The sequence below is a fragment of the Herbaspirillum rubrisubalbicans genome, from assembly GCF_003719195.1.
GTDB classification, from domain to species: Bacteria; Pseudomonadota; Gammaproteobacteria; order Burkholderiales; family Burkholderiaceae_D; genus Herbaspirillum; species Herbaspirillum rubrisubalbicans.
Genome location: NZ_CP024996.1, coordinates 1027472 through 1040005, shown reverse-complemented (window position 1 = coordinate 1040005; position 12534 = coordinate 1027472). Strand labels below are relative to the sequence as shown.

General features: G+C 64.1%; 13 protein-coding genes. 3 read left to right on the top strand and 10 right to left on the bottom strand.

Translation table 11 applies throughout. The features are described from left to right. Nucleotides 1–58 precede the first annotated feature (58 nt). Nucleotides 59–793 carry a type 1 glutamine amidotransferase gene (locus RC54_RS04715; RefSeq protein ID WP_061788882.1) on the top strand — a complete coding sequence of 245 codons (735 nt, stop codon included), beginning with the start codon at nt 59–61 and terminating at the stop codon, nt 791–793. Nucleotides 794–859: 66 nt separating this feature from the next. On the opposite strand, the gene RC54_RS04710 is transcribed toward RC54_RS04715, so the two are convergent. After that, nucleotides 860–1657 (bottom strand): hypothetical protein, encoded by a 798-nt coding sequence (locus tag RC54_RS04710; RefSeq protein WP_061788881.1) that lies wholly within the window; start codon nt 1655–1657, stop codon nt 860–862. A 14-nt stretch (nt 1658–1671) separates the two neighbouring features. Beyond that, nucleotides 1672–2754, bottom strand: coding sequence for an alpha/beta fold hydrolase (locus RC54_RS04705; protein WP_058894406.1), 1083 nt, complete (start codon nt 2752–2754; stop codon nt 1672–1674). 245 nt (nt 2755–2999) lie between these two features. Between RC54_RS04705 and RC54_RS04700 the strand changes: the two genes are divergently transcribed. After that, nucleotides 3000–3215 carry a glycine zipper 2TM domain-containing protein gene (locus RC54_RS04700; RefSeq protein ID WP_058894405.1) on the top strand — a complete coding sequence of 72 codons (216 nt, stop codon included), beginning with the start codon at nt 3000–3002 and terminating at the stop codon, nt 3213–3215. 71 nt (nt 3216–3286) lie between these two features. Here the strand turns inward: RC54_RS04700 and RC54_RS04695 are convergent, their stop codons facing one another. The 7 genes from RC54_RS04695 to RC54_RS04665 all read right to left on the bottom strand — a co-directional run bounded on the left by RC54_RS04695 (nt 3287) and on the right by RC54_RS04665 (nt 11045). Next, nucleotides 3287–4012, bottom strand: a complete 726-nt coding sequence (locus tag RC54_RS04695) for an SDR family oxidoreductase (RefSeq protein WP_061788880.1) — start codon at nt 4010–4012, stop codon at nt 3287–3289. Nucleotides 4013–4025: 13 nt separating this feature from the next. After that, nucleotides 4026–5672, bottom strand: coding sequence for an FGGY-family carbohydrate kinase (locus RC54_RS04690; RefSeq protein ID WP_061788879.1), 1647 nt, complete (start codon nt 5670–5672; stop codon nt 4026–4028). A gap of 38 nt (nt 5673–5710) precedes the next feature. Beyond that, complete coding sequence (locus RC54_RS04685; RefSeq protein WP_017451234.1) at nt 5711–6442, bottom strand: SDR family oxidoreductase; 732 nt, start codon at nt 6440–6442, stop codon at nt 5711–5713. An 84-nt stretch (nt 6443–6526) separates the two neighbouring features. After that, a complete protein-coding gene (locus RC54_RS04680) occupies nt 6527–7513 on the bottom strand; it encodes an ABC transporter permease (RefSeq protein ID WP_061788878.1) in 987 nt (328 codons plus the stop codon). Further along, nucleotides 7503–9023, bottom strand: coding sequence for a sugar ABC transporter ATP-binding protein (locus RC54_RS04675; protein WP_061788877.1), 1521 nt, complete (start codon nt 9021–9023; stop codon nt 7503–7505). Before RC54_RS04675 ends, RC54_RS04680 begins: the two co-directional genes overlap by 11 nt. 58 nt (nt 9024–9081) lie before the next feature. After that, a complete protein-coding gene (locus tag RC54_RS04670; protein WP_017451237.1) occupies nt 9082–10005 on the bottom strand; it encodes an ABC transporter substrate-binding protein in 924 nt (307 codons plus the stop codon). Nucleotides 10006–10160: 155 nt separating this feature from the next. Continuing rightward, the gene (locus RC54_RS04665; RefSeq protein WP_017451238.1) at nt 10161–11045 is read right to left on the bottom strand and encodes an AraC family transcriptional regulator; all 885 of its coding nucleotides are present in this window, start codon (nt 11043–11045) and stop codon (nt 10161–10163) included. Between the two features lie 325 nt (nt 11046–11370). Here RC54_RS04665 and RC54_RS04660 point away from each other — a divergent pair, with 325 nt between their 5' ends. Continuing rightward, nucleotides 11371–12087 carry an MgtC/SapB family protein gene (locus RC54_RS04660; protein WP_058894400.1) on the top strand — a complete coding sequence of 239 codons (717 nt, stop codon included), beginning with the start codon at nt 11371–11373 and terminating at the stop codon, nt 12085–12087. A gap of 25 nt (nt 12088–12112) precedes the next feature. Here the strand turns inward: RC54_RS04660 and RC54_RS04655 are convergent, their stop codons facing one another. Next, nucleotides 12113–12532, bottom strand: a complete 420-nt coding sequence (locus RC54_RS04655) for a nuclear transport factor 2 family protein (RefSeq protein WP_061788876.1) — start codon at nt 12530–12532, stop codon at nt 12113–12115. Between the last annotated feature and the right edge of the window lie 2 nt (nt 12533–12534).

Here is a 12534-nt window from a genome sequence, read left to right as displayed (position 1 = left end):
CCAGCTCCTACATTGAGGTCTTCTCCACTACGGGCCGGCTCGCGCCGGCCCTGACCTCATGAGACCGATTGCCATCTTCCAGCATGAAGCCACGCAAGGCCCGGGTGTCTTGCTCGAACATCTGCAACAGCACGCACTACCCTATCGCCTCTACCACTCCGCCGCTCAGGACGATGTGCCGCGCGACGCCAGCCAGTTCGCCGGCATCGTGATACTGGGCAGCGACCATAGCGTCAACGATGCGCTGCCCTGGATCGCAGCCGAGAAATCCTTGCTGGAAGATGCGCTGGCGCGCGATGTGCCGGTGCTGGGACACTGCTTCGGCGCGCAATTGCTGGCACGGGCGATGGGCGCCAAGGTCACGCGCAACATCTGTCCCAATATCGGCTGGGGCCAGGTCTGGATCACACCACCGGCGCAACAGCGCATGAGGCTGCCGCGCCTGGCGTGGCTGTTCAACTGGCACTACGACACCTTCGAGATTCCCACCGGGGCGATACGCACCATGTATGGCAGCCATTGCCTGAACAAGGGCTTCCTGCGCGGTCGCCAGTGGGGTTTCCAGGGGCATATGGAAGTGACTGAAGAGAGCATTCGCCGCTGGTGCGCCAGCGGACGCGAGGAACTGCTGCGCGCCGATGGCCCGGCGGCACAAAGCGAGGCACAGATCCTGGCCGGCTTGCACGAACGCGTGGCCGCCCTGCGCTTGATCGCCGAGCAGACCTATGGCGCCTGGACCCGCCAACTGGACCGGCCCATCCGGGTCGCTCTGCGTTCGACCAGTTACGCGTAAGCTAGGGCCTTCACATTTAAGCTGCGAGATGCCATACCAACGCTGCATGGCGGGTCGGCGACTCCCTCAAAAAACCAATTGCAAGCGCATCGTGAAGGTACGCGCACTGAGGGTGGCATTGCTGCCGAACAGGTAGGCCGCCTGGTACTTCACGAATTGCTGGCCGATGTGGAGTGTGCCGAAGATGGCCGGGCCGGCGCGGTGCGACTGGTTCTGCCGGTTGGCCCAATGATCCCAGCGCCCCAATTCGCCGAATCCCTGCAGGCCGACGTTGAACCAGGGCCGCCAATGCTGGCGCACCTGCCATTGATACACCAGTTGCGTGGGACCACCCTGCGGGCTCAGGCCGCTTTGCAGGCTGGAGACCGCCGGCTGCCCGCCGCCCTGGTCGATGCGGTAATCGCGCTGGAAGAACAGGTTGGCATTGAACTGGGTGCGCCACCATTCGGTCTGCAATGCCGGGCCCCATTCCAGCGAATAGCCCTGGCGCGCCTGGTTGCGGTATTGGCCGATGTCGGTGTGGATGGCCAGGTCGAAGGGATATTCCCCCTGGGTCAGCAGCACATCGTTCTGCCAGTTCAGGCTCATCATCTGCGTACCCTGGATGGCGTCCTGCTGGGTCACGCCATAGAGCTCGGTATACCAGCGCGAATTGACCCCATAACCCACGCCCAGCTCGGGCGCACCGATCGGTATCATGCCGCTGGACTTGGCGTTCCAGTACTTGTAATCCAGCGTCACGCGGCCGGGATCGGAATAGACCTCGACCAGGTAGTAACCGGTGGCCGCACCGGCCGGCATGGTCAGCGCAGCCAAGAGGCCAGCCACCAGCAGCCGGCCGCCCCGCCCTACTCGCCCAAGCATCCTGCGCTCCTATCTCAAGGTTGCGGCAGCGATTGCAGGAACTGCGCCAGCTCACGTGCATAGAAGCGCGCCATGCCGGTGGTACCGTGGCCGCGTGTCTCGGCGCTGGCCGGGATGAGCAGCAGGCGCGCCGTGGGCACTTGCTGGAGGGCCGCTTGCATGATGCCGGTCTCGGGCGGGTTGCGTTCATCGTCGGCAGAGTTGATGGCCAGCACCGGCACCTTGATGCGGGCCAAGCCTGGGGCGGCATCGTAGTCGGCCGAGGAACCCCACTGGTAGATGAAGTCATTGGCATCGGCCGTGACCGGCGCGGCCAGGCGATCATCGACCAGCTTGTCGGCTTGCGCATGGGTGCCGGCCAGGGCCTGGTAGGCCAGCGTGCCGCCATTGGTGGCAAAGACGAACATGTTGTTGGCCAGGCGCAGTGAAGGCGGCTGGCTGGTGTAGTTGCCATGGTTCCAGGCCGGATCCTGCTTGATCGACTCCACCAGCATCCGGCGCATCATCCAGTTGCGGCTGGCCATCTCGGTGGGCTGGGCGGCCATCGGCACCAGGCCATCGGCAAAGCCCGGATAGCTGCCGCCCCACAGCCAGGTCTGCATCCCGCCCATGGAATTGCCGATGATCAGGCGCAGGTGATGGATGCCCATGCCTTCGGTCAACATGCGGTATTGCGCCAGCACCATGTCGGCGTAGTTGTATTGCGGGAAGGCCGCGCGCAGGCCATCGGAGGGCTTGCTCGACTTGCCCACGCCGATACCGTCGGGAATGATGATGAAGTACTTGCTGGCGTCCAGCGGCTGGCCGGGGCCAAAGAGCTGGCCGCCAAAGTCCTTGGACAGCATCGCCCCGGCACTCTGGTAGGTGCCGTGCAGCACCAGTACCGCCGGGTTGCTGCGCTCACCCAGAGTGAGGTAATGCAGACGCAGATGGTCCAGGGTCTGGCCGGTGTGGAACTGGAAACTCGGCGCCACCCAACTGCCTTCGACCGGCTGGGGCGGCTCGACTGCCTGGGCAGCGACACTGGCGCACCAGGAAAGGCTGGCGGAAATCAGCAGCAGGCGGGCGGCCTGGCGCAGGCGAGATGTCAGGATCATGAGGTCTCTCTGGTCGGTTCATAGTCGGAAAACGGCGCCTCCTACCCTTTTCCCACGGGTTGGAACAACGCAGGCGAGAGTATGTAACAACTGTAAGAGATCGTGTTGCAACTCGAATTTTTTCTAGATCGCTCTGGTCTATTGCCATACCAGCTCCCGCTGACCCGCAACGCGGGCAGCATGGACGGGCCGGACCCTCATTCTCAGGAACCCATTTGAACGATCAGAACGATCAGGAAAAAATCATGAAAACACTGCACAAGATCGCTGCCATTTCTGTGACTGCCATTGCGCTGACCGCCATGAGCGGCTGCAGCAACATGAGTACCCGCGACAAGAACACTGCCATCGGCGCCACCATCGGTGCCGTAGGTGGCGCCATCCTGACCGGTGGCAGCGGCATCGGTACCGCCGGCGGCGCAGCGGTGGGCGGCGTGATCGGGCACCAGATCGGTCGCTAACGCATCAAACTTCCCGTTGGGCCTGCGCAAGGGCGACCAGTTGGTCGCCCTTGTTGCATCTTGAACAGGCCCTAGACCGCCAGGAAACCGCCATCCACCGGCACCACCGCGCCGGTCATCATGGCGGCATCCTCCGAGAGCAGCATGGCAATGCTGCGCGCCACGTCCTCGGCCGAGGCAAAACGTTGCAGCGGATGGCGCACCATCATCGGTGCCGACTTGGCCGGATCGCTCCAGGCCGCCTCGGCCAGTTCGGTCAGGGTGATGGTCGGCGCCACCGCGTTGACGCGGATGCCATGCGGCCCCAGTTCCCGCGCCAATACCCGCGTAGCCCCTTCCAGGCCGGCCTTGGAGGCGGCATAACAGAGATGCTCGGCAAAGCCGCGATGGCCGGCAATGGAGGTGATGTTGACGATGCCCCCCCCGCCCCCGGCGGCAATACGGGCCTGGGCGAAAGCCTGGCAAGTGATGAGGGCGGCGCGCAGGTTCACGCCTAGCACCGCTTCATAGGCATCGTCACTCATGGCGAGGGTGGATTGCAGCACATTGATGCCGGCACTATTGATGAGGTAGTCGGCGCATCCCGCTTCGGCCATGGCGCGCCGTGCGGCAGCCGGGTCGGCCAGATCGACCTGCACCGAACGACCACCGATCTCCTCGCGCAGACTCTCCAGGTCGCTGGCCGTGCGCGAGAGCGCGATCACCTCGGCTCCGCGTTGTGCCATCAGCCTGGCGCAGGCCCTGCCAATGCCTTTGCCGGCGCCGGTGATGATGACCGATGTTCCTGCAAATTGCATATGCTGCTCCTGTTCAATGTCGTCCTGCGGCCTGGGCGGCCAGCAGGGGCGCCAGGCTGTCGCGCACCTCGCGCGCCAGTTGCTGGCTCTTGATGAAGGCCTGGTAACGCGCCTGGTGCAGCCGTGCGATGTCGCCACCGACCGGCTCGTTGCGTCCGGCCAGGGCGGACATGGCCGGCATGGCGCTTTGCAGGTCGGGATAGCTGCCGGCGGCGACTGCGGCCAGCATGGCCGAACCCAGCAACACCGGTTCGGGGCAGGCGGTCATCTCCACCGGCAGGCCGGTGGCGTCGGCCAGCAACTGGCGCGTCAAGGGATGGGTACCGGCGCCCCCCGAGACCGAGATGCTGGCGATGCGCACGCCACACGCCGCCTGTGCCTCGATGATCTGGCGCAGCCCGTAACCCAGGCTGCACAGCCCGGCCACGTACAGCGCCACCAGGCTATCGATATCGTGTTCCATGCCCAGCCCCAGCAGCAGCGCCCGCGCCTCTGGATCGGCCAGCGGCGAGCGATTGCCGAGGAATTCCGGCACCACGTTGAGCTGGCCGGCCAGCCATACCGCCTGCGCCGGCTGGCGCACCGCCGCCAATGCCCGCTGCGCCAGCCACTGCGGCAACTCCATGGCTGCGCTGGTGGCCTGCAGGCGCGCCTGAGGAGTGGCTGGATGCAGCCTCAGCAAATGATCGATGGCCGCGCCGGCCGCCGACTGGCCACCTTCGTTCAACCACATGCCAGGCGCCATGGCGTTGTAGTACGGCCCCCATACGCCGGGTACGAACACCGCTTGGGCATTGCTGGTCATGGTGCAGGAAGAGGTGCCGAACACATAGGCCATGCAGGCCGCGGCATCTTCGGCCCCCCCGCGCGCAGCCACCGTGCCCACGCCACCGGCATGGGCATCGATGAGCCCGGCCGCCACCGCGATGCCCGGTCGCAATTGCAGCGCCTGCGCCGCCTCCGCGCTCAAACCACCGTCCAGGGCAGTGCCGGGCCAGACCACTTCCTGGCCGATGCGGGCAAAGCCTTGTTCGGCCAGGTCACCCAGGCCGATGCGCTGGAAATAATCGGCATCCCAGCGCCCTTCGTGGGCCAGGTAGGTCCACTTGCAGGTCACCGTGCAGGAAGAGCGCTGCAGCGAACCGGTGGCCTTCCAGGTCAGGAAGTCGGTCAGGTCGAAGAAATGCGCGGCGCTGTGGTAGACCTCGGGCAGATGTTCCTTCAGCCACAGCAGCTTGGGGGTTTCCATCTCCGGCGAAATCACGCCGCCCACATAGGACAGCACCGCATGAGCGGTGGCATTGATGCGCTGCGCCTGTTCCAGCGCCCGGTGATCCATCCAGACGATCACATCGCGCTCGGGATGGTCCGCATCGCCCACGCCACCTTGCGCGCCCTGCACCACCAGCGAACAGGTGGCATCCACGCCAATGCCGACGACGGCTGCCGGGTCGATACCGGCCTGCTCCACCGCGGCGCGCACCGCCTGGCACACCGCATCCCAGATCTGGGCGCTGGATTGTTCGACGCGCGCGCGGCGTTCGTCGCGAAACAGGGCAATGTCGTGGCGGGCACTGGCCTGCAGATTGCCACTACGGTCGAACACGCCGGCCCGGGCCGAGCCGGTGCCGACATCGATGCCGATCAGATAGGTCTCCATCTTTCCTCGCTGGTTGCTGGTAGGACGCCCGCGCCGGTTCAAACCCGGTCGAAATTGGTGGGCAGCACGAGCATATCGCGGATGGTGACGTTGCGGTTACGGGTCAGCATGTACTCGACCGCATCGGCCACTTCGGAAGGCTCGATGAGGCTGCCCGATTCCTTGGCCTTGCGCAGGTTCTCTTCCGGCCAATCGGCCAGCAATGCCGAGATCACCGGCCCCGGCGAGACCTGTCCCACGCGCACCCCATGCGGGATCATCTGGCGCCGCATGGTCTGCACGAAGCAGGTGATGGCCCATTTGGAACCGGCGTAGACCGGCTCCCAGTAAGTGGGGAAGTGACCGGCCACCGAGCAGGTGACGATGATGTCGCCGGTCTTGCGAGCGATCATATGGGGCGCCACCGCATGGACGTTCTTCATGACGGCATTGACGTTGAGATTCAACATCTTGTCGATGGCTTCGGCGCTAGTATCGACCAGTTCGCCGCCGATGTAGGTGCCGGCATTGCAGTAGAGGATGTCGATATGCGCGACCTTCTGCAAGACCTCCGGCACCATCGCCGCGCAACTGTCGGCGTCGAGCAGATTGGTGACCTGCGGAATGGCCTTGGGGCCGAGGCGCGCAGCCAGTTCCTCCAGGGCCTTGGCGTTCCAGTCCACCATGACCACGGTGGCATCATTGGCCAGCAGTTTTTCGGTAGTGGCCAGGCCGATGCCGGAAGCGGCACCGGTGATGACGGCGATCTTGCCTGCCAGGGATTGGGTCATGTCATGTCTCCTTGTAGATAAGTAAGGGATAGATAAGGGATAAATCCGCAGTCGACGAAGTATGAAAAAAAGGAATGAAACCGCTCAACGCCATTCCCGGGCGATATAGATGGCCAGCAGGATGATCACGCCGCGAACGATGTCCTGCAGATAGGGATTGATCCCCATCAGGTTCAAGCCATTGTTGAGAATGCCCAGCAACACCGCCCCGATGAGCGTGCCCACCACCAGCCCGCGACCACCGGCAATGGCGGTGCCACCCAGCACCACGGCGGCAATCGCATCCAGTTCAAAACCGACGCCGGCATTGGGTTGCCCCGACATCAGACGGCCGGTCAGGATGATCGCCGCCAGGCCCGAGGTGAACCCGGAGATGGCATACACCCCCAGCTTGATGCGCGTGGTCTTCACCCCGGACAGGCGCGCGGCCATCTCATTGCCACCGATGGCATAGACGTGGCGACCGAAGGGGGTGCGCTGCAACAGCACCCAGGCCATGGCATAGACCAGCAGCATCAGGATCACCGGCACCGGGATCATGCCGATGCGGCCCACGCCGAACCAGGCGACCCAGCCCGGCAACCCCGAGATCGGATAACCGCCCGAATAGATCAACCCGACACCTCGCGCCACGCCCATGGTGGCCAGCGTGACGATGATGGCCGGCATCCGGCCCCAGGCCACCAGTGCGCCATTGAGCAAGCCGATCAGCGCCGCCAGGGCGATGCCCGCCACCAGGGCCAGCCAGGCCGGCCAGCCGCTGTTGACGATGAGCCCGGCCGAGAGCGTGCCGGCCAATGCCATGGCCGCGCCCACCGAGAGATCGATGCCCCCGGTCAGGATCACGAAGGTCATGCCCACGGCCAGGATGCCGACGATGGACACCTGGCGCAGCACGTTGAACCAGTTGGAGACGGTGAAGAAATTGTCCGAGGCCAGCCCCATCAGGAGCGAGACCACCACCAGCCCGGCCAGTGGCAGCGCCAGGGGTGAATGGATCAGGGCGCGCCAGCGCGCCTGGGAAGTGGCGCGCACGGGGGCCGCGCCGAGGGCGTTTGCATCATGCTGCATGTTGGAGTCTCCCGGAGGTGGCGTGGGTCATGATTTCTGCGGCGGTGACGGCGGAGCCCTCGACGGTGGCGACGATGCCGCCGCCCTTGAAGACACACACCCGGTCGGACATACCGACCACCTCCGGCAACTCGGAAGAAATCATGATGATGGAATAGCCCTGCGCGGTGAATTCGCGCATGAGCTGGTAGATCTCGGCCTTGGCGCCAACGTCGATGCCGCGCGTGGGTTCGTCGAAGATCAGCACCTGCATGTGGTGGTTGATCCAGCGCGCAATCACCACCTTCTGCTGGTTGCCGCCCGAGAGCGTATCGACCCGGGCATGGGCATCCGGCGCCTTGACGCCGACCCGCCGCATGGCCGCCTGCGTGGCCTCGGCTTCGCGCCGGCGGTCCAGGAACAGGCCACCCTTGCGGTACTTGCCGTAGTTGTTCAACGAAATGTTGTGCAGAATCGGAAAGCTGGTGATGAGCCCTTGCTCCTTGCGACTTTCCGGCAGCAGGCCGATACCGGCCTGCAAGGCTTGCGCCGGATCGGCAAAGCGTAGCGGCACGCCGCGCATGGAGAGCTTGCAGCGTAGCGCAGGATGCGCCCCCAGCATGGCCAGCACGGTCTCGGTGCGGCCAGAACCGACCAGGCCGGCAAAGCCCAGGATCTCGCCGCGCCGCAACTGGAAGCGCGACACCGGCGCATTGCGCTTGAGCTGCAACTCCTGCACCTCCAGCACTACCTCGGCAGCGGCGGCGGCAGTGGTGGCAATGGTAGTGGCCGACTTGGGCGGGAAGCAGTTCTCGATGCGTCGCCCCACCATCATCTCCACCAGCCGCGCCTGATCCACCTCGTTGACCGCACAGCTGGCGACGTAGGCGCCATCGCGCAACACCGTGATGCGATCACAGATCTCGAAGATTTCTTCCAGGTGGTGCGAAATGAAGATGATCGCCACGCCCTGCTCGCGCAAGCCGCGCATGACCCTGAAGAGATGTTCGACTTCGGCTGGCGTGAGCGTGGCCGTGGGTTCGTCCAGCACCAGGATGCGGGCCTCCAGCGCCAGTGCCTTGGCGATCTCGACGAACTGTTGCTGGGCCACCGAGAGCTTGCACACCGGCACATCCAGCGCTATCTCCACGCCCAGTTGCGCAATGATCCGGGCCGCCCGACGCCGCATCTCGGCACGCTTGAGCAAGCCCAGTGGAGTGCGCAGCTCGCGCGCCAGGAACATGTTGTCCACCGCGTCCAGGTAGGGAATCAGCGAGAACTCCTGGAACACCACACCGACACCGGCGGCGATGGCCTGGTGGTAGCTGTCGAAGCGGCAGGGCTGACCATCGATGCGGATCTCGCCCGCATCGGGGCTCACGATGCCGGAAAGAATCTTCATAAGGGTGGATTTGCCCGCCCCGTTCTCACCCAGCAAAGCATGGACTTCGCCTGCGCAAACCTTCATATCGACCCCGCGCAGTACGGTCACCGGGCCAAAGTTCTTCTTGATACCAGTCAGTTGGAGCATGGCTGCCTCCATCAAGGAAAAGGAAGGCGCGGCAGACGGTTCCCGCCGCGCCTGCGGCTTACCAGCTGAAGCCGGCGGCGTTCTTCTTGGTCACCGGCATGACGTCGATGGGCACTTCCTTGGGCACCACGCGGGCGCCCCACTTCTTGGCCAGCGCCATGGCCAGGCCCACGCGCACCTGGTCGCGCGGGAATTGCGCGGTGGTCTCGACGAACGGGCCGCCATCGGCAATGGCCTTGATGGCCTCCGGCGCGCCATCCACCGAGGTCAGCTTGATATCCTTGCCGCTGCCCTGGATGGCCGCCAGGGCGCCCATGGCGCCGCCGTCATTGACCGAGAAGATGCCCTTCAGGTTAGGCCGCGACTGGATCATGTTTTCCACCACGCCCAGCGCCACCGAACGGTCCTGGCGGCCGTTCTGGGTGGCCACCAGCTTGATGTCCTTGTACTCGGCCAGGGCCTGCTTGCACCCTTCCACGCGTTGCAGGATGGGCACCACCGGGATGCCGTCGAGAATGGCCACCTCGCCCTTGCCGCCGATGGCGTCGGCCAGCGCGCGGCAGGATTGGTAACCGGCATCCTTGTTCTTGGAACCGACGAACATATCCACCGGACCCGAGGCATTGGCGTCCACCGCCACCACGATCACGTTGCGCGCCTTGGCCGACTTGACCGCCGCTTCCACCCCGGCCGAGTCGGTCGGATTGATGAGCAGGATGTCGATGTTCTGTTGCAGCATGTCTTCGATGTCGGCGATCTGCTTGGCCACGTTGTGGGCGGCATCGGTGACGATGACCTTGGCGCCGAAGGTCTTGGCGGCATCGTCCAGGGCTTTCTTCATCGACACGAAGTAGGGGTTGTTCATTTCCTGGAAGCTCATGCCGATCTTGAGCTTGGACAGTTCCTGGGCACCTGCCGGGGCGGCAGTGAGGGTGGCCAGGGTAGCCGTGGTCAGGGCCAGTACAGTCAGTGCTTTCTTCATTGCAGTCTCCATTGTTGTTGATCGTGTACGTGATGACGGAATTGCTCGTTGGGGGTGACAGGCAACACCTGTCCTGTTCTGGAAAGCGGGGGCTTTCCTGAATGCTGTTTTCCCTGCCGGGAGGATCGGTGATCGGTGAAGGGAAACCGCCGCGACTATCCGGTGGCGGCAAACACGCCATTGGTGGCGAAGGTATGGCGAAACTCCGAGGGCGACATGCCCTTGATCTTGTGGAAGTGACGGTTGAAGTTGGACAGGTTGGAAAACCCGGTCTCGTAGCAGATATCGGTGATGCGCGCCTGCGGCCGCGTCAACAGCGCCAGGCAGGCCAGGTCCACGCGCAACTGGTTCTTGTAGCGCACCAGGGTGGTCCCGGTATGCCGCTTGAAGGCCCGCGAAAAGCTGCTCAGGTTCTGCCCCACCATGTCGGCCAGGTCCTGTTCGCCGATGTCTTCGGTGAGATGCTCGCGCAGGTAGGCGATGGCACAGTTCAGGCCGCTGCTATTGAAGCCGGACAGGTCGAGCTTGTAGGAGAGGCTGGCCAGCACTTCCGGTTCGGGCGAATTGGCCAGCACGTCGAGGATTTCCCAGAACAGGGCCAGGCGCTTCAAGCCGCGCTGGTCGATCAGGCGCTGCATCAACGGACGCACCGTGTCGCTGGTGGCGGCATCGAACAGCAGGCCGCGATGGCTGCGCTCCAGCAACGGCATGATGGCTTCCATCTCCGGGATGTTGGCGGCGCACTGGTTCACCAGTTGCTCGGGAAACTGGATCACCAGCGAGCGCACCGGCACCATCTCATCGGCGGCAATATCGGAAATCCAGTTCTGCGGCAGATTGGGACCGGTCATCACCAGTTGCCCGGGTGCGAAGTCGCCGATGTGGTCGCCCACGTAGAAACGCCCGGACGTGGCCACCACCAGGTGGATCTCGTATTCCGGATGGTAATGCCAGCGCACGGTACGGAAGGGGTAGCCGTGCATCCATGCCGCGAAGGATTCACCCTTGCGGATATGGACCAGTTCCAGGTCGGGCTGCATCGTGTCTCCTCTCGATCGAGAGCATTTTCTTTGTTGAAACTGACAATTCGATGTTGGCAGTTTCCGTCGTTTGCAGCATCTTAGTGCCCCACTGGCTGCGGGTTCTACATCACCAGCGCAGGCCGACTGATACTTTTTTGCACTCTCACGCGCAGAGAATGAAGTACGATGCACGGCAGCAAAGCCAGTCGCTCAGGCGCTCGGGGCAGCCGGGCTTGTCACAAGCCTGTTGCATTTCTGCCCCATCATCGCGCAACATTGCGCAGCCCGCCGCCCCGGTTTTAACTGTTTTTGCCCTGTTGACCTCGATAGTCCACCATCGCCCATGCAAATCCTCGCCAACATCAATCTCGATTCCCTGCTCGACACCTTCATCAGCCTGGCGGCCGCCTTCATCCTGGGTGGCCTGATCGGCCTGGAACGCCAGTACCGGCAACGCACCGCCGGGCTGCGCACCAATGTGCTGGTGGCGCTGGGGGCGGCGGTCTTCGTCGATATGGCCAATCGCCTCAACGGGCATGAAGGGGCGGTCCACGTGGTGGCCTACGTGGTCTCGGGAGTGGGTTTCCTGGGGGCGGGCGTGATCATGCGCGAGGAAGGCAATGTGCGCGGCATCAATACCGCCGCCACCTTGTGGGGCTCGGCCGCAGTGGGTGCGGCCGCTGGCGCCGACCTGATCCTGGAAGCGATCCTGGCCACCATCTTCGTGCTGGCCGCCAATACGCTGTTGCGCCCGGTGGTCAACACCATCAACCGCAAGCCGCTGGACACGCCATCGGTGGAAGTGACCAACACCATCCACCTGATCGTGGAAAGCGCGCACCAGAAACGCGTACTGACCGCCGTGACCGACATGCTGGAACAAAGCCGCCATCCCACCCACGACCTGGATGTGCGGCCCTTTACGGACGACGAAGTGGAAATCGAAGCGACCCTGGCCGCCACCTCGGTCGATGGCGATGAGCTCGATGCGCTGGTGGAACGCCTGCTGGCCTTGCCGGCGGTAAAGCAGGCGTTCTGGAGCCCGAGTACGACTGACTGATGGCCTGCTGGAGGCTGGCGGCGCGCTAGGATGTAGCCCGGAATTTCCCGCGCAACCACTTCACCGGCCCGCCGATGACCGGCAGCTTCTGCCACAGCTCTTCGGCAGCATCCCAGTAATCACGATGCTCGGTGACAAGGCCCGCGGCATCGAAGCGCAAATGCGTGGCCCCCAGCACGGTATAGCAACGTCCCCTCAAGCCGAACTCGAAACGCCAGGTGGCAAAGGCCTGCTGGCCCTGCCCCATGCGCTCCAGGATGATGAAACGCGGCGCATCGGTGGCCTCGAACATGTGTTCGAAGATGGCGCGGATGGAGCGGATGCCCTTGATGTCGTTGAAGGGATCCTTGAACAATGCCTCGGGCGAATAAAATTCGCCAATGCGTTCCAGGCTGGCGCGGTCCAGCGTGCCATACCACTGCAACAGTCGGTCCAGATTCTGCATGG

What these genes read in the sequence shown, in the direction of transcription:
- RC54_RS04715 (WP_061788882.1), top strand. Translation starts at nt 59, where the DNA reads ATGAGACCGATTGCCATCTTCCAGCATGAAGCCACGCAAGGCCCGGGT.
- RC54_RS04710 (WP_061788881.1), bottom strand. Translation starts at nt 1,657, where the DNA reads ATGCTTGGGCGAGTAGGGCGGGGCGGCCGGCTGCTGGTGGCTGGCCTC.
- RC54_RS04705 (WP_058894406.1), bottom strand. Translation starts at nt 2,754, where the DNA reads ATGATCCTGACATCTCGCCTGCGCCAGGCCGCCCGCCTGCTGCTGATT.
- RC54_RS04700 (WP_058894405.1), top strand. Translation starts at nt 3,000, where the DNA reads ATGAAAACACTGCACAAGATCGCTGCCATTTCTGTGACTGCCATTGCG.
- RC54_RS04695 (WP_061788880.1), bottom strand. Translation starts at nt 4,012, where the DNA reads ATGCAATTTGCAGGAACATCGGTCATCATCACCGGCGCCGGCAAAGGC.
- RC54_RS04690 (WP_061788879.1), bottom strand. Translation starts at nt 5,672, where the DNA reads ATGGAGACCTATCTGATCGGCATCGATGTCGGCACCGGCTCGGCCCGG.
- RC54_RS04685 (WP_017451234.1), bottom strand. Translation starts at nt 6,442, where the DNA reads ATGACCCAATCCCTGGCAGGCAAGATCGCCGTCATCACCGGTGCCGCT.
- RC54_RS04680 (WP_061788878.1), bottom strand. Translation starts at nt 7,513, where the DNA reads ATGCAGCATGATGCAAACGCCCTCGGCGCGGCCCCCGTGCGCGCCACT.
- RC54_RS04675 (WP_061788877.1), bottom strand. Translation starts at nt 9,023, where the DNA reads ATGCTCCAACTGACTGGTATCAAGAAGAACTTTGGCCCGGTGACCGTA.
- RC54_RS04670 (WP_017451237.1), bottom strand. Translation starts at nt 10,005, where the DNA reads ATGAAGAAAGCACTGACTGTACTGGCCCTGACCACGGCTACCCTGGCC.
- RC54_RS04665 (WP_017451238.1), bottom strand. Translation starts at nt 11,045, where the DNA reads ATGCAGCCCGACCTGGAACTGGTCCATATCCGCAAGGGTGAATCCTTC.
- RC54_RS04660 (WP_058894400.1), top strand. Translation starts at nt 11,371, where the DNA reads ATGCAAATCCTCGCCAACATCAATCTCGATTCCCTGCTCGACACCTTC.
- RC54_RS04655 (WP_061788876.1), bottom strand. Translation starts at nt 12,532, where the DNA reads ATGCAGAATCTGGACCGACTGTTGCAGTGGTATGGCACGCTGGACCGC.